Origin of the sequence: Mesorhizobium zhangyense (assembly GCF_011045115.1) — a bacterium.
GTDB lineage: Bacteria > Pseudomonadota > Alphaproteobacteria > Rhizobiales > Rhizobiaceae > Mesorhizobium_M > Mesorhizobium_M zhangyense.
Genome location: NZ_JAAKZG010000014.1, coordinates 120,506 through 141,372, shown reverse-complemented (window position 1 = coordinate 141,372; position 20,867 = coordinate 120,506). Strand labels below are relative to the sequence as shown.

At 62.4% G+C, this 20,867-nt stretch carries 16 protein-coding genes and 1 tRNA gene; 11 read left to right on the top strand and 6 right to left on the bottom strand.

The window, feature by feature from the left end; all coding sequences use genetic code 11:
- Positions 1 to 7 precede the first annotated feature (7 nt).
- Positions 8 to 1,048 carry a zinc-binding dehydrogenase gene (locus G6N74_RS24910; protein ID WP_165120705.1) on the top strand — a complete coding sequence of 347 codons (1,041 nt, stop codon included), beginning with the start codon at positions 8 to 10 and terminating at the stop codon, positions 1,046 to 1,048.
- Positions 1,049 to 1,308: 260 nt separating this feature from the next.
- Here the strand turns inward: G6N74_RS24910 and G6N74_RS24905 are convergent, their stop codons facing one another.
- The 3 genes from G6N74_RS24905 to G6N74_RS24895 all read right to left on the bottom strand — a co-directional run bounded on the left by G6N74_RS24905 (position 1,309) and on the right by G6N74_RS24895 (position 6,669).
- The gene (locus G6N74_RS24905; RefSeq protein WP_165120728.1) at positions 1,309 to 4,410 is read right to left on the bottom strand and encodes an efflux RND transporter permease subunit; all 3,102 of its coding nucleotides are present in this window, start codon (positions 4,408 to 4,410) and stop codon (positions 1,309 to 1,311) included.
- Between the two features lie 54 nt (positions 4,411 to 4,464).
- A complete protein-coding gene (locus tag G6N74_RS24900; protein WP_165120704.1) occupies positions 4,465 to 5,631 on the bottom strand; it encodes an efflux RND transporter periplasmic adaptor subunit in 1,167 nt (388 codons plus the stop codon).
- A 210-nt stretch (positions 5,632 to 5,841) separates the two neighbouring features.
- Positions 5,842 to 6,669: a MurR/RpiR family transcriptional regulator gene (locus G6N74_RS24895; RefSeq protein WP_165120703.1), complete on the bottom strand. Its 828-nt coding sequence runs from the start codon at positions 6,667 to 6,669 to the stop codon at positions 5,842 to 5,844.
- Between the two features lie 185 nt (positions 6,670 to 6,854).
- On the opposite strand from G6N74_RS24895, the gene G6N74_RS24890 reads away from it, so the two are divergent.
- The 9 genes from G6N74_RS24890 (at position 6,855) to G6N74_RS24850 (ending at position 17,947) form a co-directional block, all read left to right on the top strand.
- Entirely contained in the window at positions 6,855 to 7,688 is an 834-nt protein-coding gene (locus G6N74_RS24890; RefSeq protein ID WP_165120702.1) for an N-formylglutamate amidohydrolase, read from the top strand.
- A 37-nt stretch (positions 7,689 to 7,725) separates the two neighbouring features.
- A complete protein-coding gene (locus tag G6N74_RS24885) occupies positions 7,726 to 9,285 on the top strand; it encodes an amino acid permease (RefSeq protein WP_165120701.1) in 1,560 nt (519 codons plus the stop codon).
- A gap of 99 nt (positions 9,286 to 9,384) precedes the next feature.
- Complete coding sequence (locus tag G6N74_RS24880) at positions 9,385 to 10,755, top strand: glutamine synthetase family protein (protein WP_165120700.1); 1,371 nt, start codon at positions 9,385 to 9,387, stop codon at positions 10,753 to 10,755.
- A gap of 123 nt (positions 10,756 to 10,878) precedes the next feature.
- A complete protein-coding gene (locus G6N74_RS24875) occupies positions 10,879 to 12,267 on the top strand; it encodes an aldehyde dehydrogenase family protein (RefSeq protein WP_165120699.1) in 1,389 nt (462 codons plus the stop codon).
- Between the two features lie 270 nt (positions 12,268 to 12,537).
- Positions 12,538 to 13,710 carry an iron-containing alcohol dehydrogenase gene (locus G6N74_RS24870; protein ID WP_165120698.1) on the top strand — a complete coding sequence of 391 codons (1,173 nt, stop codon included), beginning with the start codon at positions 12,538 to 12,540 and terminating at the stop codon, positions 13,708 to 13,710.
- 275 nt (positions 13,711 to 13,985) lie between these two features.
- Entirely contained in the window at positions 13,986 to 15,092 is a 1,107-nt protein-coding gene (locus G6N74_RS24865) for an ABC transporter substrate-binding protein (RefSeq protein ID WP_165120697.1), read from the top strand.
- A gap of 133 nt (positions 15,093 to 15,225) precedes the next feature.
- The gene (locus G6N74_RS24860) at positions 15,226 to 16,071 is read left to right on the top strand and encodes an ABC transporter permease (RefSeq protein ID WP_205826854.1); all 846 of its coding nucleotides are present in this window, start codon (positions 15,226 to 15,228) and stop codon (positions 16,069 to 16,071) included.
- Positions 16,068 to 16,859, top strand: coding sequence for an ABC transporter permease (locus tag G6N74_RS24855; RefSeq protein ID WP_165120695.1), 792 nt, complete (start codon positions 16,068 to 16,070; stop codon positions 16,857 to 16,859). The genes G6N74_RS24860 and G6N74_RS24855 overlap by 4 nt, the downstream gene beginning before the upstream one ends.
- Positions 16,860 to 16,879: 20 nt before the next feature.
- Positions 16,880 to 17,947, top strand: coding sequence for an ABC transporter ATP-binding protein (locus G6N74_RS24850; protein ID WP_165120694.1), 1,068 nt, complete (start codon positions 16,880 to 16,882; stop codon positions 17,945 to 17,947).
- 229 nt (positions 17,948 to 18,176) lie between these two features.
- Here G6N74_RS24850 and G6N74_RS24845 read toward each other — a convergent pair whose 3' ends face one another.
- From G6N74_RS24845 to cpdR, 3 genes are all read right to left on the bottom strand, one after another.
- Positions 18,177 to 18,506 (bottom strand): hypothetical protein, encoded by a 330-nt coding sequence (locus tag G6N74_RS24845; protein ID WP_165120693.1) that lies wholly within the window; start codon positions 18,504 to 18,506, stop codon positions 18,177 to 18,179.
- 603 nt (positions 18,507 to 19,109) lie between these two features.
- Positions 19,110 to 19,184 (bottom strand) — tRNA-Val (locus G6N74_RS24840).
- Positions 19,185 to 19,288: 104 nt separating this feature from the next.
- Positions 19,289 to 19,651 carry a cell cycle two-component system response regulator CpdR gene (gene cpdR, locus G6N74_RS24835; protein WP_008835384.1) on the bottom strand — a complete coding sequence of 121 codons (363 nt, stop codon included), beginning with the start codon at positions 19,649 to 19,651 and terminating at the stop codon, positions 19,289 to 19,291.
- 213 nt (positions 19,652 to 19,864) lie between these two features.
- On the opposite strand from cpdR, the gene G6N74_RS24830 reads away from it, so the two are divergent.
- Positions 19,865 to 20,755 carry an N-formylglutamate amidohydrolase gene (locus G6N74_RS24830; protein WP_165120692.1) on the top strand — a complete coding sequence of 297 codons (891 nt, stop codon included), beginning with the start codon at positions 19,865 to 19,867 and terminating at the stop codon, positions 20,753 to 20,755.
- Positions 20,756 to 20,867: the final 112 nt, after the last annotated feature.

Below are 20,867 nucleotides of genomic sequence, written 5' to 3'. Positions count from 1 at the left end.
GTTTTCCATGGCCATCCCATCCGAGATGAACGCACTGCTTCTGACCAATGACGGCTATACCAAGACGCCTTCGGGAAGCGTGCTCGAAGCGATGGAGCCTTATGTCGTGCCCGGCCGCATTGCGGTGCCTGCGCCGAAGCCGAAGCAGGTTCTGATCAAGGTCAGCCTCGCCTCGATCAACCCTTCAGACGTGATGTTCATCAAGGGTCAGTATGGCCAGCCGCGCTTCGTCGGGCAGCCTGCCGGTTTCGAGGGTGTCGGCATCGTCGCGGCTGCCGGCGACGATCCTGCCGCGCAGAACATGCTCGGCAAGCGCGTCGCGTTTGCCACCGGCTACACCAATTGGGGCGCCTGGGCCGAGTATGCGATGGCCGAGGCTTCTGCCTGCATCCCGGTGATCGACAGCGTGCGCGACGAGGATGCCGCCGCGATGATCGTCAATCCGCTGACCGCTCTAGCCATGTTCGATATCATTCGGGAAGAGGGCGAGAAGGCCTTCGTGCTGACGGCCGGCGCCAGCCAGTTGTCCAAGCTGATCATGGGCGTGGCCAGGGACGAAGGCTACCGCCCCATAGCCATCGTGCGGCGCGACGACCAGATCCCGCTGCTGAAGGAGGCGGGTGCCGCGCATGTGCTCAATGCCGAAGCGCCGGATTTCGACAATGCGTTGAAAGAAGTGATGAAGGCCGAACAGCCGCGCATCTTCCTCGATGCCGTCACCGGCCCGCTCGCCGGCGCGATCTTCAACGCGATGCCCAATGGCGCGCGCTGGATCGTCTATGGCAGGATGGACCTTGCCACCACGCCGATCGTCCAGCCCGCCCAACTCATCTTCATGCACAAGAAGATCGAGGGATTCTGGCTGGTCGAGTGGATGCGCGACACGCCCATCGAGCGCAAGGGCCGCGCGGTGATGGAGGCACAGAAGCGCTTTTCGGACGGGCGCTGGGCGACCGACGTGACGGCCGTGGTGCCGCTCTCGGAAGCGATGGCGCGGGTGCCGGCGGAACTGGCAAAACCGAACGGGAAGGTTTTTATCAAGCCTTGAGGGGCTGCTATTTTTTCTCCCCACCGGGGCAGAGTTCTCGCCTATCGGCTCTCTGATGGGTCTAGGGAAAGACCCCCACCCCTAACCCCTCCCCATAAGGGGGAGGGGGGACTTTGCTGCCGCCATGCCTCACGAAACCGTCAATGATTGGCGCCTTGCGCGGATCCCTTCGGATTTCCCTCCCCCTTGTGGGGAGGGGTTAGGGGTGGGGGTGCTTCATATGCGATCGGCATGCCGTGAACGGGGAGAAGGAGGCTGAATTATTCCGCCGGCTCCACATTCGTATAGGCAGCTTCCTCGAGCTCGCGCTTCAGCCTCGCCTCTTCCTCGACCTTGGGCGTGACCCAGCGGCCGAGCAGCAGATAGGCGACGGGCGTCAGGAACAGCGTCGAGGCCGTCGCCAGCCCCAGCCCGCCGACGATAACCCAGCCGAGTGCGATGCGCGCTTCGGCGCCGGCGCCTGAGGCCAGCACCAGCGGCAGGCCGCCGAGCACGGTACAGATCATGGTCATCATCACCGGGCGCAGGCGGATGTTGGAGGCTTCCTCGATCGCCTCGCGCACGCCCATGCCGCGATCGCGCAGCTGGTTGGCGAATTCGACGATGAGGATGCCGTTCTTGGCCATGATGCCGACGAGCATCACCAGCCCGATCTGGCTGTAGGCGTTGAGGCTGGTGCCCGTCAGCAGAAGCGCGAAGACCGCGCAGGCGAGACCGAGCGGCACCGTCGCCATGATGATGACGGCGCTGACGAAGCTTTCGAACTGGGCCGCCAGAACCAGCAGGATGATGACCAGCGCGAAGCCGAAGATGGTCAACATGCTACCGCTGCTTTCGCCGAGCGTGGCGGCTTCGGCGAGCGGGATGATGCGGGCACCTGGCGGCAGCAGCGGACCGGCGATTTCCTGCGCCGCCTTCAGCGCGTCGCCAAGCGCGAAGTCGCTGCGCAGGTTCGCGGTGACGGCGACCGAGCGCAACTGCTGCTCGCGGGTCAGCGACGGCGGCACGGCGCGCTCGGTCAGCGTGGCGATCGTCGCCATCGGCACGAAGCGCCCGTCCGTGGTCTTCATGAAGATGTTTTCGAGATCGGTCGGGTCGTTGATCGGATTGGTCGTCGAAACGAGCTTCACCTTGTAGGCGCGGTCGTTGATGAAAACCTCGTCCACTTCGCGCCCGTCCAACATCGCCTGCACGGCGTTGGCCAGCCCGGTTATGTCGATGCCGAGGTCGGAGGCGCGCTCGCGGTCGATCTCGACGGCAAGCTGCGGCTGGGTCGCATCGTTGGAAAGGCGCGGCTGCTGGAAGCGCGGGTCCTTCTCCATCTCAGTGACGACCTTGTTGGCGGCCACGCCGAGATCGGCATAGCTGTTGGAGCCGACGATGGCGAATTGCAGGCCGTTGCCGGCGCCGCGAATGCCGAGGCTGTTGGGCGAAACCGGGAAAGCGCGCACGCCGGGAACATTGGCGACCGCCTTGCTGATGTCGGCCATGATCTCCTGTTGCGAGCGCTCACGCTTGTCCCACGGCGCAAGCGACATGACCATGAAGCCGCTGTTGACCGAGCCGCCCTGGCCGACATTGGCGAAGGTGTTCTCGATCTCGCCGGAATCGCGCAGCGGCTGGATCAACTGCTCGATGCGGCGCATCTGCTGGGTGGTGTATTCCAGGCTCACGCCCTGCGGCGCAGTAACCCGCAGCAGCGCCAGCGAGCGATCCTCGTTGGGTGTCAGTTCCTGGCGGATCAGGCCGAATGCGCCATAGGCTGCGGCCGCGAACAGGACCGAAACGATGATGACGATGGTTGGCGCGTCGAGGCAGGCATGCAGGCAGCGGCGATAAAGGGCGGCGAGAAAAGTGCCGATGCGCCCCATGATGCCGTGGTGGCCGTGGTCCGCTTCCGTGCCGCCCGCCTTCAGCATACGTGAGGCGAGCATCGGGCACAGCGACAGCGCGACGATGGACGACAGCAGCACGGCCATGGCCAGAACGAAGCCGAATTCGCGGAACAGGCCGCCGGTCTGGCCGGGCAGGAAGGAGAGGGGGATGAACACTGCGGCGAGCGTGGCGGTGGTCGCGACGACCGCGAAGAACACTTCCTGCGTGCCGAGCACTGCGGCAGCGCGTGGCCCCATGCCTTCGTTGCGGCGGCGCACGATGTTTTCGAGCACGACGATGGCGTCGTCGACGACAAGGCCTGTCGCCAGCACCAGCGCCAGCAGCGTCAGGATGTTGATGGAGAAGCCAGCGAGATAGATCGCCGCGATCGTGCCGATCAGCGCCACCGGCATGGCGAGGCCGGGGATGAGTGTCGCGCGCCAGTCGAGCAGGAACAGATAGATGATCAGGAGCACGATCGATACCGACAGCACCAGCGCGATCTCAACCTCGTGGACCGCGCCATTGACGAAGACGGCATCGTCGCTGGTCACGCGTATGTTCATGCCTTCGGGCAGCGTCGCCTGTATTTTATCAACGGCGGCGTGCACGCCGGTGGAAATGTCCAGCGTGTTGGATTGCGCCTGCCGGATGATGCCGAGGCCGATGCCGGGCTGGCCGTTGGAGCGCAGCGACGACTGGCCGATGTCGGGTCCGATCGTCACGGTGGCGACATCGCCGATGCGGGTACGGCCTTTTATGACGATGCTCTCGAAGGCTTCCGGCGTGGTCACCGAAGCGGTCGCGCGCACGATGATGTTCTGGTCTTTGCTCGTCAGTGCGCCGGCCGGCGTGTCGAGCGAAACGGTCGACAGCGCATTGCTGATGTCGGCAACGGTCATTCCAAGGCTGGAAAGCTTGGTCTGGTCGATGTCGATGCGAAAGATCTTGTCGCGGTCGCCGAAAATCTGGACGTCGGCGACGCCCGGCACGGCCGAAAGCGTGTCGATGATCTGGTCATCGATGAAGATGGTCATGTCCTCGACGGACATGCGGTCCGAGGTCACCGCCAGGCGCAGCACGGCATCGGAATTGGCGTCCGCCTTGACGATGCGGGGCGGGTCGGCGTCGTCGGGGAGCTGGTTGGTGACTCGGGCGACGGCGTCGCGCATGTCGGCTGCGGCCACGTCCAGATTGACGCCGTCGGCGAATTCCACGGTGACGCGGCTGCGTCCGTAGGACGAACTGGACGAGATCGACTTGACGCCGGAGACGCGCGAAACCGCGCCCTCCAGTATGGTCGTCAGTTCGCGGTCGATGGTTTCGGCGGCGGCGCCGGAATAGTCTGCGGTAATGGTGATGACGGGGCGGTCGACGTCGGGCAATTCGCGCACCTCGACGCCGAAGAAGGCGGCAAGCCCCGCGACCACGATCAGCGTGTTGATGACGAAGGCCATGATCGGGCGGCGCACGAAAAGCGCCGTCATGCCCTTTTCGCTGCCGCCATTATGCGTTTCCACTATGCCGGCCCCCCGCGCCGCTTACGAGCCGCTGCCGGCAGCGGGTGCCGGCGTCGCGGTTCTCGGCTCTGCGCCGGCAATCAGCACGTCCGCGCCTTCGCGGACCGCATGAACGCCCTCGGTGACGACGATGTCGCCAGCCATGATCGGCGCGTCGATGAGGACGCTCTCGCTGTTGCGCTGGATGATGCGGACAGGGGTACGTTTTGCCTTGCCGCCTTGGATCGCCCAGACGAAAGCACCATCGGTGCCCCACTGGATCGCGAGCGGGTCGACGGAAGGATAGGTGTCGCCGGGAAAGCCCATGGCGACCTGGAACGACATGCCGGCGCGCAGCTTGTCGCCGACATTCTCGATTTTCGCGCGCACCAGCAGCGTGCGGCTTGCCTCTTCCAGCCGGTTGTCGACCGCACTGACCGTTCCCTTGAATGTCTGGCCCGGCATGGCGATGGGCGTCGCCGTCAGTGGCTGGCCCACTGCAACGGCGGTGGTAAAGCGCTCGGGCACCCAGAAGTCGATGATGATCGAAGAGCGGTCATCGATGGTGGCGACGGTCGTTGTCGTTGTTACGTAGTTGCCGGCCTCGATCGGCAGGATGCCGACGATGCCGGAAATGGGCGCGACGATGGCGCGGCGTTCAAGTGCAAGTTGCGCCTCCTGCAGCGCCAGCTGTGCGTTGTCGAGCGCAAGCTGTGCATCGGAGACCTGAACGGCGGTCACGGTGTTGGTGCCGCGCAGCGTCTTGGCCCGATCGGATTTGGACTGTGCGTCGGCCACCGCGACCTTCGCGCGGTCGACGGCGATCTTCTCGCCGTCCGAATCGAGCCTTGCGATCACCGCTCCGGCTTCGACCTTGCTTCCCGGCGTTACCACAAGTTCGGTAAGGCGGCCGGAAGAATAGGGATTGATTGCAACCGAGGCGTTGGCGCGGCCGGTGCCGATCGCCTGCAGCCGGTCATTGATCGTCGCGGAAGTGACAGGCGCCGTGATGACCGCCGTCTGCGGGCCGCGCTGGCGGTTGCCGCCGGCGGCCGAAGCGGTTCCCTCGGTCTTGGCTGTTGCGCCATAGGCCCAGTCGATGCCCCAGCGGGCCAGAATATCCGGTGCGCCGGGATAAAAACGAGCCCAAGCGGCAGCGGCCACCACGAGGATGACCAGGGTAAAGACGATCTGTTTCCAGGCGGCCATCGGCACTCCGGGCGTCGGGGCGATACATCGCCACTTGATTTCGTATCTGCCCGGCTCTCCACCGTCCCCGAGACAGCGAAATGGGCATGCATTTTAGGCGCAAAGCACCCGAAAGTCAGTATCGCGCCTTTATGTCAATTCGCGGACGGCTTGGCACCTTAAATATCGGTAATCATTCGGGTTCACTGCCCAATGTTTGGGCAAGGCCAGCTATCGCAGGTCTTCCATCTCGCGGATGCGCCTTGCGCTCTCCTTTTCCATCGAGCGGGTAATTTCGCCGATCAGCGTCTCGGCGACGACGAACAGGGCCGCCGACGAATCCCACGAAGAGGGCACCGCGGTGCGGCCTGCTATGACATGGCGGGCGACGCGGGCGATCGGCGACAGCCACTGGTCGGTGAAAAGCATGACGTCGACGCCGCGCGCATGCGCCTTTTCGGCGAAGCGGATCAGGCTTTCCTGATAGCGGCGAATGTCGAAGACCAGCAGCACGTCGCGCTTGCCCATGTCGATCAGCCGGTCGCGCCACGTGCTTTCCTGGCCGGTCAGGTGGAACACGTTCGGACGCACGATGGTGAGATGGGCTGCCATATAGCGCGCAATGGGATCGGTGAAGCGCCCGCCGATGAGGAATATCTTGGCGCGCGGGTTGGCGAGGCGGGCGACGATGTCGGCGATCTGCTTGTCGGAGACGTGGCGGAAGGTCTCGCGGATATTCTCCAGCGTCGCTTCCAGCACCGGGGAGGTCTTGCCGCTCTCGGGTGTCGGCCGCGCCACGGTTCGCGTCAGTGGCGACTGAAGCTGGGCAGCCAGTTCGTCCTGAAGCGTGGCCTGGAACTCGGGGTAATTCTGGAAGCCAAGGCGCGAAACGAAGCGCAATATGGTCGGCGAACTGACGCCGGCCTGCTGCGAAAAATCCGCCACCGTCTTCAGCCCGATCAGCGGATAGTTGGCGATCAGCGTCTGTGCTGCACGCCGTTCGCCGGCCGGCATCGTATCTATGCGATCCGAAATCAGTTCCGCGATGCTTAGCGCCATTTCCACTCCCGCTTCGATCCCGCCACTTGGCGGGATGCTTGTCCCCAAACCTTTTCGCCCTGCCGTCCGGCACTTGCACAAAGCCGTTTGACAAAGTCTCGCAATGCGTATGAAATCATTCATTGAGACGCAAAGAAACAAAATACGTAACATACGATACGGCGTTTTCAGGGGACTGCAAGAGAATGGAGACTGCGTATTCCGCAGCAGAGGAGGCGTATGAAGCCGTCCGGGTCAGCAGCCGGGATGGCGCCAGCCCCTATCTGCTGGTCTGCGATCACGCATCGAATTTCATTCCCGCTCGTTTCGGCACGCTCGGCCTCGAAAACTCCGAGCTTTCGCGCCACATCGCCTGGGACCCCGGCGCGCTTCCGGTCATTCGCCGCATGGCCGAAGTGCTGGACGCTACGCTGGTCGAATCCTGCGTTTCGCGGCTTGTCATCGACTGCAACCGGTCGCTCGACGCCCCCGACCTGATCTCAGCGGTCAGCGAGACAACAGTGGTGCCGGGCAATGAAAACCTGAGCGAAGAACAGCGGCAGGAGCGCATCGCGCTGTCCTGGCAGCCCTTCCACGACACCATCGAGGAAGTCATTGCCGAGCGGCTGGTGAGGGGCATGGAGACGCGGCTCGTTTCCGTCCATTCCTTCACGCCGGTCTACAAGGGCGTTTCGCGGCCCTGGCACATCGGCATCATCCACGACGAGGACGACAGCCTGGCCGGACCGATGATCGATGCGCTGAAGGCGGTCGACGGCATGACCGTCGGCGTCAACGAACCCTATTCGCCGGCCGACCGCGTCTATTTCACGCTGGAACGGCATGGCCGCGCGCGCGGGCTTGCCTGCGCCATGATCGAAATCCGCAACGATGAGATCCGGGATGAAACCGGGCAATGCAAATGGGCGGATCTCCTGGCCGGCATCTTTGCCGGCTTGGAACCAGGGATGGGGACCAAGGCGTCCGCACGGCTGGGAAAAAGCCATGTGGCCGAGAAGGTAAATCAGAAAGTCGTCTAGCTAAAAAGTTGTCTAGCTGAAACAGGGGAACTTTCACATGACTGCGCCTGGTTACTCCGAAAATGACAAAAGCGAGGACATGAAGGTCCTCCACGGCATGGGCTACGCCCAGGAACTCGAACGGAGAATGAGCCAGTTCTCCAATTTCGCGGTTTCCTTTTCCATCATCTGCATCCTTTCCGGCGGCATCAACTCGCTGGCACAGGCGACATCGGGAGCGGGCGGTGCCGCGATCGGCATCGGCTGGCCGCTCGGCTGCTTCGTATCACTCGTCTTCGCTGTCGCCATGGCGCAGATCAGCTCGGCCTATCCGACGGCGGGCGGCCTCTATCACTGGGGTTCGATCCTCGGCAACAAGTTCACCGGCTGGCTGACCGCCTGGTTCAACCTGCTCGGCCTCGTCACCGTTCTCGGCGCCATCAATGTCGGCACCTACTACTTCTTCATGGGCGCCTTCGGCACGACCTATCTCGGGCTCGAGGACACGACTACGACCCGGATCATCTTCCTCGCGATCATCACCGGGCTGCAGGCGCTGGTGAACCATATGGGCATCGGCCTCACCGCCAAGCTCACCGACTTCTCCGGCTACCTCATCTTCGCGACCGCGATCGTGCTGGCGCTCGTCTGCCTGGCTGCGGCCGACAGCTACGAGATCGGCCGCCTCTTCACCTTCGCCAATTATTCGGGCGAGGCGGGTGGCAATGTCTGGCCGGCAAACTCGTCGATGTGGGTGTTCCTGCTTGGCCTGCTCCTGCCGATCTACACGATCACCGGCTATGACGCATCGGCCCATACCTCGGAAGAAACGCTGAAGGCGGCGCACTCGGTGCCGCGGGCGATGATCGGTTCGGTGCTGTGGTCGGCTCTGTTCGGCTACATCATGCTGTGCGCCTTCGTGCTCATGCTGCCAAGCATGGACGAAGCGGCAAAGCAGGGCTGGAACGTCTTCTTCTGGGCCATGGACACGCAGGTCCATCCGGTCGTGAAGGACATCCTCTACTTCGCCATCTTCGTCAGCCAGTGGCTGTGCGGCCTGGCGACGGTGACGTCGGTGTCGCGCATGATCTTCGCCTTCTCGCGTGACGGCGGCCTGCCCGGTTCGAAGGCGCTGGCCAAGGTCAGCCCGACCTATCGCACGCCGGTGGCGGCAATCTGGACCGGGTCGGTCCTTGCGGTGCTGTTCGTCTGGGGTTCGTCGCTGGTCTCGATCGGCGAGACGCCCGTCTACACCATCGTCGTCGCCTGCACGGTCATCTTCCTGTTCTTCTCCTTCACCATTCCAATTGCCCTCGGGCTGTTCGCGTGGGGAACGTCGAAGTGGGACAAGATGGGTCCGTTCAATCTCGGCGAAGGCACCTTCAAGCTCTTTGCCGTGCTGTCGATCATCGCCATGATCCTGATCTTCATCCTCGGCATCCAGCCGCCGAATGACTGGGCGCTGTACATCACCGTCGGCTTCCTGATCGTCACCGGCATTGTCTGGTTCGGCTTCGAGCGCGGCCGGTTCCAGGGTCCGCCGATCGGTGATCAGGTTGCAAAGCGCGCCGCCGAAATCGCTGCCGCCGAGCGCGCGGTCGGCGAAACCGGGCGCTGAGCCATTGTTCATCCTGCCGTGGCCGGCGTCACGCCGGCCACGGTTCGTCTATATCCTCAACCTCATTGCTGAGAATTCACCACCCGGAGTAGGAAAAGAATGGCCGTAAGTTTCTCGTTCGATCAGTTGAAGAAAGCAGTGGCAGGCGACGAGATCGATACGGTTCTCGCATGTTCAGTCGACATGCAGGGCCGTCTCGTCGGCAAGCGGTTCCTGGCGAAATACTTCGTCGAATCCGCCTATGACGAGACGCATGGCTGCAACTATCTGCTGGCGAACGACATCGATATGGAGCCGGTGCCGGGCTACAAGGCGGCAAGCTGGTCGAAGGGCTATGGCGACTTCGTCATGAAGCCCGACCTTTCCACGCTGCGCCGTGTGCCGTGGCTGGAAAAGACAGCACTGGTCCTGTGCGACGTGCTCGACCATCACACCCATGGCGATCTTCCGCATTCGCCGCGCGCCATCCTGCGCAAGCAGGTCGCCCGGCTGAAGGAGCGGGGCTATCTCGCCTATTTCGCCTCCGAGCTCGAATTCTATCTCTTCAACGAGACCTACGATTCTGCCCGCGCCAAGCACTGGCAGAACCTCGAAACCGCCTCGCCCTATATCGGCGACTATCTGATTGGCATCACCACCAAGGAAGAGGGCGTGATGCGCCGGCTGCGCAACGACATGGAAGCCGCCGGCATCCCGATCGAGAACTCCAAGGGCGAATGGGGTCCGGGCCAGGAAGAGATCAACGTCCGCTATGCGGAAGTTCTCGAAATGGCCGACCGCCATGTCATCCTGAAGAACGGCGCCAAGGAAATCGCCGAGAGCATGGGCAAGTCCATCTCCTTCATGGCGAAGTACAATTACGGCCTCGCCGGCAATTCCAGCCACATCCACAATTCGCTGTGGAGCGAGGACGGCAAGACGCCGCTGTTCTACGATAAAAACGCCGACTGGACGCTTTCCAAGCTCGGCCAGCAATGGGCCGCCGGCCAGCTCAAATATGCCAAGGAATTCACCTGGTTCCTGGCGCCCTACATCAACTCCTACAAGCGCTTCCAGGCTGGCACATTCGCGCCGACCAAGATCATGTGGAGTGAGGACAACCGCACCGCCGGCTTCCGTCTTTGCGGCGAGGGCACCAAGGGCATCCGTATGGAGTGCCGCATCGGCGGCGCCGACCTCAACCCCTACCTCGCCTTTGCCGCGTTGATCGCGGCGGGCCTTGCTGGGATCGACGAGAAGCTGGAACTGCAGAAACCTTTCGTCGGCGACGCCTATCAGGCCTCGCGCCTTCCCGAGATTCCCAAGACCTTGCGTGAAGCGACCGAGACGCTGGCGAAATCGAAGATGCTGAAGACGGCGCTGGGCGAGGAAGTGGTCGAGCACTACGTCCACACCGCCCGCTGGGAACAGATGGAATATGACCGCCGCATCACCGACTGGGAGCTGCACAGGGGATTTGAGCGGTATTAAGGCTCGACCGCAACGTTTGCGTCGCCCCTCATCCGCCTGCCGGCACCCTCTCCCCGTTTACGGGGAGAGGGAGGGTGAGGGGCGACGCGACCTCGAATGTTATTTTGAAAAAGGACTGACATCATGACCGAGACGGTCAAACTCATATCCCCCATCGATGGCTCGATCTATGTCGAGCGGCCCATCGCGACCGATCAGGCCGTCAATGCTGCCGTCGAACGCGCACGTGCCGCGCAGGTCGACTGGGCGCAGACTTCGATCGCCGAGCGCGGCAAGTATATGCTGGCCATGCTCGAGGCGCTGGTCGCCATGAGCGACGAGATCGTGCCGGAGATCGCCTGGCAGATGGGGCGTCCCGTGCGCTATGGCGGCGAGTTCGGCGGCGTCAGGGAACGCACCAACTACATGGTCGAGATCGCCGAGCAGGCTTTGAAGCCGGTGATGGCCTCCAATCCGAAGGATGGTTTCCGCCGCTATGTGAAGAAGGAGCCGCTCGGCGTCGTCATGGTCGTTGCGCCGTGGAACTATCCCTATCTCACGGCGGTCAACACCATCGTCCCGGCGCTGATGGCCGGCTCCACCGTGATCCTCAAGCACGCCGCCCAGACGATCCTTGTCGGCGAACGCTTCGCCCAGGCTTTTGAGAAGGCCGGCCTGCCCAAGGGCGTGTTCCAGAACATCGTGCTCAACCACGCCCAGACCGAGAAGCTGCTCGGCTCCGGCAAGATCGACCATGTCAATTTCACTGGCTCGGTTGCCGGCGGCAAGGCAATCGAGAAGGCTGCGGCCGGCACCTTCATGACGCTCGGCCTCGAACTCGGCGGCAAGGACCCGGCCTATGTGCTGCCCGATGCTAAGCTCGACCACGCCATCGCCAATCTGGTCGACGGCGCCTTCTACAATTCCGGCCAGTGCTGCTGCGGCATCGAGCGCGTCTACGTCCACGAGAAGGTCTATGACGATTTCGTCGAGGGCTTCATCGCCGAGACCAAGAACTACGTCGTCGGCAATCCGCTGGAGCAGGCTACCACCATGGGGCCGATGGCGCAGGCACGCTTTGCCGACTTCATTCGCGAGCAGAAGGCGGAAGCCCTGCGCAAGGGTGCCACCGCGCATATCAACATGAAGGTCGATCAGGACAAGGCCGGCTCGCCCTATCTGGCGCCGGAAGTGCTGACCAATGTCGACCACCAGATGAGTGTCATGCGCGAGGAAAGCTTTGGGCCTATCGTCGGCATCATGAAGGTGCGCGGCGACGAGGACGCCATCGCGCTGATGAACGACAGCCCCTACGGCCTCACCGCCTCGATCTGGACCGCCGACACCGACCGCGCCATCGCCATCGGCGACCGGGTCCAGACCGGCACCGTGTTCATGAACCGCTGCGACTATCTCGACCCGGCGCTCGTCTGGACCGGCGTCAAGGACACCGGCAAGGGCGCCGGCCTGTCGCAGATCGGCTACGACAACCTGACCAGGCCGAAGAGCTATCATCTGCGTGAACAGATTTAGAGGTCAAGATGAGCCGCAATGTTGTTGAGGAGCGTCATCCCGGAAACCGGAGCGAAGCGAAGCGAAGGTTATCCGGGACCCATTGGCCCGAAAATCGACGAGCGCGGCCCGGTCCTTAATATTGCGTCTGTCAGAAGCGTTGCACGTATCCGCAGACCGGCCGTGCTGCTCAATAGATCCCGGATAACCTTCGCTTTGCTCCGGTTTCCGGGATGACGCCGTCGTTTTCCGCAGCACTACAACAAGTTCTCGTTTTCGAAAGACCCTTCCATGTCCAAACTCATCTCCAAATGGAACTACCCCACCGTCGTCCGCTTTGGCGCAGGGCGCATCTCGGAGCTGCCGGAGGTGCTGGCTGCGACCGGCATCAAGCGGCCGCTCTTCGTCACCGATCCGGGGCTGGCCAAGCTGCCGGTCGTGGCCAAGACGCTGAAGCTGCTTGACGATGCTAAAATCCCCTATGGCGTCTTCTCCGACGTCAAGCCGAACCCGGTGGAATCGAACCTCACCGCCGGCATCGCCGTGTTCAAGAAGGGCAAGCATGACGGCGTCATCGCCTTCGGCGGCGGCTCGGGCCTCGACCTCGGCAAGCTGATCGCCTTCCAGGCCGGCCAGACACGCCCGGTCTGGGATTTCGAAGACATCGGCGACTGGTGGACGCGGGCGAATTCCGACACGATCGCGCCGATCATCGCCGTGCCCACCACTGCCGGCACCGGTTCGGAGGTCGGCCGCGCCGCTGTGGTCACCAATGAGGCGACCCACACCAAGAAGGTCATCTTCCATCCGAAGCTGCTGCCGGAGATCGTGATTGCCGATCCCGAACTGACGGTCGGTATGCCGCCCTTCATCACCGCCGGCACCGGCATGGACGCGCTCGCACATTGCCTCGAAGCCTATTGCGCGCCGGGCTATCACCCGATGGCCGACGGCATCGCCGTCGAGGGCATCCGGCTCGTCTTCGAGAACCTGCCGAAAGCCTTTGCCAATGGAAAGGATCTCACAGCGCGCGCCCATATGATGAGCGCCGCCGCCATGGGTGCTGCCGCTTTCCAGAAGGGCCTCGGCGCCATCCATTCGCTGTCGCATCCGGTCGGCGCGCTCTACGACACCCATCACGGCATGACTAACGCTGTCTTCATGCCCTATGTGCTCGCCTTCAACCGCGATGCGATCGAGGAGAAGATCGCGCGCCTTTCCGCCTATTGCGGCATCAAGGGCGGCTTCGATGGCTTCGCCAAAGCCGTCATCAAGCTGCGCAAGGAACTGAAGGTCCCGAACACGCTGCCGGGCCTCATCAAGGGGCTGGACATGGACAAGAAGCACAAGACCCTGATCGCCGACATGGCGATCGTCGATCCGACCGCCGGCGGCAACCCGGTCAAGCTGACGAAGAAGGCAGCACTGGCGCTGCTCGAAAGCGCCATCGAAGGCACGCTCTGAAAGGCATTCCCGGCCTCGCCCTATCATCTTGCGACATGACAGGGCGGGGCTGGAACAGCCTTTGTCGAATAAGGAAAGGAGAACGAAAGACGGGGAAACACCAATCGAAATCATTAGCCGGAAAACGAACGCCGGCGATTGCCAGCCCTTTGTAAAAGTAGTTAGATTTTTAGATCGCGGACGGGTCGGGAGGCATTACTTTTCACACGACTGTCATCGAGTATCGGTAACCGCATCACAGGCGCGCTTGGGCGTCAGTTCAACGGAGAGAACACATGTTCAGTTTCACGGGAAAAGTGCTTTCCCTTACCGCAGCGTCACTGATGGTGACGTCGGCAATCGCCTCGGCACAGTCGATGGACGAGCTGGTCGCCGCGGCCAAGAAGGAAGGCCAGCTTACCACGATCGCGCTGCCGCATGACTGGTGCGGCTATGGCGCCGTCATTGCCGGCTTCAAGGCGAAATATCCGGAAATCACCGTCAACGAACTCAACCCCGACGCCGGCTCCAGCGACGAAGTCGAGGCAATCAAGGCCAACAAGGACAACAAGGGCCCGCAGGCGCCTGACGTCATCGACGTCGGCCTCTCCTATGGCCCGCAGGCCAAGGCCGATGGCCTGATCCAGCCCTACAAGGTCTCGACCTGGGATTCGATCCCCGACAGCGCCAAGGATGCCGAAGGCTACTGGTACGGCGATTACTACGGCGTGCTCGCCTTCGAGGTGAACAAGGATCTGGTCAAGGAAGCCCCGGCCGACTGGGCCGATCTCCTGAAGCCGGAATTCGCCAACTCGGTCGCCCTAGCGGGTGATCCGCGCGCCTCCAACCAGGCCATCCAGGGCGTTTATGCCGCCGGCCTGTCCAAGGGTGCGGAAGCCGGTGCCAAGGCTGGCGAAGCAGGCCTCGAGTTCTTCAAGGAACTCAACGCCAAGGGCAATTTCGTGCCGGTCATCGGCAAGTCGGCCACGCTCGCGCAGGGCCAGACCCCGATCCTCATCACCTGGGACTACAACGCCCTTGCGGGCCGCGACACGCTGAACGGCAATCCGCCGGTCGAAGTCATCGTGCCGAAGACCGGCGTCGTCGCCGGCGTCTATGTCCAGGCGATCAGCGCCTATGCGCCGCATCCGAACGCCGCCAAGCTGTGGATGGAGTATCTCTATTCCGACGAAGGTCAGCTCGGCTGGCTCAAGGGCTATTGCCACCCGATCCGCTTCAACGATCTCGCCAAGAAGGGCGCGATCCCGAAGGACCTGCTCGACAAGCTGCCGCCGGCAGCCGCCTATGAAGCCGCCGTCTTCCCGACGCTCGACGAGCAGGCTGCCTCCAAGGAAGCCATCACCAAGAGCTGGGACGCGGTCGTCGGCGCCAACGTCCAGTAAAGCTTGAAACACTATGCCGGGCGGCTGCAATAGCCGCCCGGTTTCCCTTCCGGGGTTCCGCTGCATGACCGACGCCACCATTTCCGATCCCGCCGCTGTCCGGCAATCCGGGCCGCCCGCGCAGGCGCGCGGCATGCGGCTGCCGCTTCATTGGCTGGGCGTCGCACCATTCTTCATCTTCGCGCTGATGTTCCTGATCCTGCCGACCTTCTATCTGGTTGTCGGTGCCTTCCAGAACGATCAGGGCCAGTTCACGCTTGAAAACATTGCTTCGCTGTTCCAGCCGTCGATCCTCGCCGCTTACTGGATTTCCATCAAGGTGAGCTTCGCCTCGGCCATCCTCGGCGCGCTGATCGGCATTGCCATTTCGATTGCCATCGTACGCGGCGGGCTGCCGCGCTGGGTGCGCTCCGCCACCATGACGTTTTCGGGCGTGGCCTCGAACTTTGCCGGCGTACCTCTGGCCTTCGCCTTCCTGGCCACCCTCGGCCGGCTCGGTCTGGTCACGATCCTGCTGCGCGACGTGCTCGGCATCAACATCTATGCGCTCGGCTTCAACATCCTGTCCTTCTGGGGCCTGACGCTGACATATCTGTTCTTCCAGATCCCGCTGATGGTGGTCATCATCACGCCGGCTATCGACGGGTTGAAGAAGGAATGGGGCGAGGCTGCCTCCACGCTTGGCGCCACCCAGTTCCAGTATTGGCGCATGGTCGCCATTCCGGTGCTGTGGCCGAGCTTTCTCGGCACGGTCATCCTGCTCTTCGCCAACGCCTTCGGGGCCATCGCCACCGCCTACGCGCTGACCGGCTCGTCGCTCAACATTGTGCCGATCCTGCTCTATGCGCAGATCCGCGGCGACGTGCTGCACAATCCGCATCTCGGCTATGCGCTGGCCTTTGGCATGATCTTCATCACCGGGCTCGCCAACATCTTCTACATCTGGTTCCGGACGCGCAGTGAGAGGTGGCTCAAATGAAGGTAAGCCGCTTCTGGGCGTGGGCGACCTTCATCGTCGGTGCCGCCTATTTCTTCATCCCGCTGATCGCGACGCTGGAATTTTCCCTGCGCATGCGGCGCGGCGAATATTCCTTCGACGCCTACAGGGTCGTTCTGGGCGATATCCGTTTCCAGGAAACTTTTGGCTATTCGGTCATCATCGCCTGCTTCACCATTGTTCTCGGCGTGGTGCTGGTGGTGCCGACCGCTTACTGGATCAGGCTGCGCATGCCGCATCTTCGGCCCGTGGTCGAGTTCATCACCCTGCTGCCGCTGATCATCCCGGCCATCGTCATCGTCTTCGGCTACATCCGCATGTATGGCTCGAACTCGCCGATACCGTTCCTCGGTTCGACGCGCGGCACCGACGTCCTGCTCATCATCGGCTATGCCACGCTGGCGCTGCCCTACATGTATCGCGCGGTTGACACCGGCCTGCGAACCATCGACGTGCGTACACTGACCGAGGCCGCGCAGGTTCATGGTGCCGGCTGGACGACGATCATCGCCCGCATCATCCTGCCCAATGTGCTGATTGCGGTACTGTCGGGCGCGTTCCTTACCTTTGCAATCGTCATCGGCGAGTTTACCATGGCAAGCCTGCTCAACCGGCCTGCCTTCGGCCCGTATCTGCAGAACATTGGCGCGAACCGGGCCTATGAGCCGGCAGCACTCGCCGTCATCGCCTTCGCCATCACATGGGGCTGCATGTCGGTCATACAGGTCCTGTCCCGCTTCGCGCCGAAGTCGGCAAACAACCCGAATTGAGCTGAAAGAAAACGACGCACATGTCCGAAACATTTCTCAGCATCCAGGGTGTTCGCAAGGCTTTCGGCCAGACCACTGTGGTGACGGATTTCAACCTCGACGTGGACCGCGGCGAATTCATCTCCTTCCTCGGGCCTTCCGGCTGCGGCAAGACGACGATGCTGCGCATGGTGGCGGGCTTCGAGGAGCCGAGCGCCGGCCGCATCATGATCGGGGGCAAGGATGTCACCAACCTCAAGCCCAACCAGCGCAACATCGGCATGGTGTTCCAGGCCTATGCGCTGTTCCCGAACCTGACCGTGGCGCAGAACGTCGCCTTCGGGCTCAAGGTCGCCGGCATGCCCAAGGCCGAAGCCGACGCGCGCGTGGCCGAAATGCTTGCCATCATCAAGCTGCCGGATTTCGGAGAACGCTATCCCTACCAGCTCTCCGGCGGCCAGCAGCAGCGCGTAGCACTCGCCCGCGCGCTGGCGCCCAAGCCCAAGCTCCTGCTGCTCGACGAGCCGCTGTCGGCGCTGGACGCCAAGGTGCGCGTCTCGCTGCGCGAGGAAATCCGCTCCATCCAGAAGAAACTCGGCATCACCACCATCTTCGTTACCCACGACCAGGAAGAGGCGCTGTCGATGTCGGACCGCATCGTCGTCATGTATGACGGCCGCGCCGAACAGGTCGGCTCGCCCTTCGAGATCTACAATCGCCCGTCGACGAAGTTCGTCGCCAATTTCGTCGGCACGCTGAATGTGCTCGACGGCGTCGTTTCCAACCCGGCAACGGCAACGGTGCGTGTCAACGATCGTGAAATCACGTTGAAGAAGGGCGCTCTGAACGGCGCCAAGGCCGGCGATACGCTTTCTCTGGCGCTGCGCCCCGAAGCCATCGTGCTGGGAAAACAGGCCGGACGGGATTCCACCTTGGGCGGCAAGATTTCCGATGTCAGCTTTTTGGGTTCTGTCATCCGCGTGCGCGTCGGCGTCGGCAAGAACGCCGTCTCGCTCGACACCTTCAACAGCCCGACGAGCCCACCGCCGGTCGTCGGCGAAGAGACGGAAATCAGCTTCTCCGCCGGGGATGTTCTGGTGCTGCATTAGGGCACGGCACTGCCGGTGACGTGCCTGCCGTGTGCCGGCGTTGGAGTTTGGCACCGGCGCAACATGCGGTCGTCATCCCGGAAACCGGAGCGAAGCGCAGGTTATCCGGGATTTATTGGCCGCAGCATCGTCAGGCGCGGCCCGGCCCTAGTGTTGACGCGCATTCTGTACCGTTGAAGCTCTTCTGCGTTCAGGCATGGATTCCCGACACTCTCCGCTCGTTCCTCGCTCACGAGGTCGAGAATGACGAATTAGGCTTGCCGCCAATCTTCGGCATTAGTGAGTTGCCAGGCAACCAACAAGCTCGGCTCATCTCCAACGTCGGCGGGTTGCCGCCCGGGCAAACAACAAGCTCGTCATTCTCGACCTCGTGAGCGAGGAACGAGCGGAGAGTGTCGGGAATCCATGCCGGAATATCAATGAAGTTCACTGCGGTGCATCGAAGGTGAAGCTTGCGAAGGTGTGGAAAGATTTTCACCCGATTTCCTGCCAACCCATTGTTTTCGCTCACACCGCACATTTTTTCACCCTCGATTTTTCCACACCCTTTCGCACGCATCCATAATCCTCCCATCGCTCCTGCGGGACCGGGTCTGGAACCGGGATCAAGGGGGAGTGGCGGTGACCTCCCGCCCTGGTGTGGTAGCCAGGGACCCGAGGGCCCGACACAGGCCGGCGTGGAACGAGCACGGCGCAAATGCCACTGCCCAAAACCATGCGGAGAACCCGCGGCGTCTTGTCCATGGAATGTACATGGAGCGGGCGTTGTGACCGGCCGACTTCGGGACAGGTTAGGAGCGGTCCGCGCAGCGGACGAAAAGCCAACGATTTGGCTTTTCGAGTGACTACCGAGCGGGGCGCGGAAGCTGCGCCACATACTAAACACTAGGAAGGCACGGCCATGCGCCCCGCTTCCCGGCTCTTTGACAATGGCCAGACGGTGAAAACCGGGCGTGGCGATGATGAAGCGTGCACCGGGGACAGTTTACTTTCTTGCCCCGGAAGGGCGCGGCGGTTGCGATCTCGCGCAAGGGGCAAAAAAGTAAACTGTCCCCTGCATCTTAGCTGGCCATCGGGAGATCGATGGAGCCCTATCCGCCGACAATACCCGCGCGGTATTCGTACGGCAACAAACGCTGAATCAGCCAAGTATTTGAAAGGATGGTGGGCGTGACAGGGATTGAACCTGTGACCCCTGCAATGTCAATGCAGTGCTCTCCCGCTGAGCTACACGCCCATCCGACGACGCGCATACACCACATAATTGACAGGGGCGTCAATAGCGGGAATTGGGAAAGATCGGCCTTTTACAGTTATCTTTCCCGGCGGCCAAAAAGCCGCTCAGGCGGCCTGCAGCATTTTCTCGACCTCGTTGACGAGATCGCGCAGATGGAAGGGCTTGGAAAGCACCTTGGCATCCTTGGGCGCTTTGGAATCCGGGTTCAGCGCAACGGCGGCGAAACCGGTGATGAACATGACCTTCAGGTCGGGGTCGATCTCGGTGGCGCGGCGGGCGAGCTCGATGCCGTCCATTTCCGGCATGACGATGTCGGTCAGGAGGAGCGAAAAGGGCTCTTCGCGCAGCCGCTCATAGGCGCTAGCGCCATTGTCGAAATCGCTGACGTCATAACCGGCGCGCTCCAGCGCCTTAACCAGAAACCGACGCATATCGTCGTCGTCTTCCGCCAGAAGAATGCGTGCCATCGTGTCCCGTCCGAATCACTTCACGTGAACCGCAATAATGCGGCCCCGTTAACCATTCTGTATATGAAGCTTGGAGGGTAAACATCAAGTGAATGTCGATGTCCATCGCGATATCCTGACATACCGTCAACCTGCGAGGCGCTGGACAGAATGCCTGGCAGATGGCACTTTCATGATCATGATGCAGTGGGTTTTGCGGGTTGGACAGAGTTCATGACAGCGGCCGATGATTTCTCGGTGGTCGCACCGTTTGAGGTTCGCACCAGCGCCGAGCAGCGGGTTCCCTTCGTCTTCAACTCTCCCCACAGTGGCCGCCACTATCCCGAGCGCTTCCTGGCCATGACGCGGCTCGACGGCAATGCCATCCGCCGTTCCGAAGATTGCTATGTCGACGAGCTGTTTGGCGGGGCGGTGGCGCTGGGCGCGCCGATGCTGGCTGCCAATTTTCCGCGCGCCTATCTCGACGTGAACCGCGAGCCCTGGGAACTCGACCCGCGCATGTTCGTCGAGCCGGTGCCATCCTTCGCCAATATCCGTTCTGCCCGCGTCGCCGGCGGCCTCGGCACGGTGCCGAAGCTGGTGGGCGAGGGGCTCGACATCTATCCCAGCCGCCTGCCGCTCGCCGAGGCGCTCGCGCGCATAGAGGCGGTGTACAAGCCTTACCACGCGACCTTGAAGCGGCTTGTGACAAGCACGCATGCGCGCTTCGGCTTTGGCGTTCTGATCGATTGCCATTCGATGCCGGCCAGCATCCGCATCGGTGAAAACGGCATGCGGCCGGATTTCATCATCGGCGACCGGTTCGGCGTTTCGGCTTCGCGGGCGCTGACTGAAAATGCCATCGGGCTGCTGATCGCGATGGGCTACACGGTTGCCCACAACAAGCCCTATGCCGGCGGCTTCATTACCGAACATTACGGTCGCCCGGCGCGCAATCTTCACGCCCTGCAGATCGAGATCAACCGCGGCCTTTATATGAATGAAAGGACGTTCCAGAAGTCTGCCGGCTTCGATGCGCTCGCCGACGACCTGACGCGGTTCTGCGCCGACCTGATGGCCATCCCGGACAGCGATATCGGCGATCTGCCGCTTGCCGCCGAATAATTCCGAACGCCTGCGGCGGCCTCTCAAAAAAAACCGCGCTGTTCGCACAACGCGGTCGAAGTCTAGGGAGGAAACGCCCAAGGAGGGCATAGACAGGCGAACCCGTCTGTGA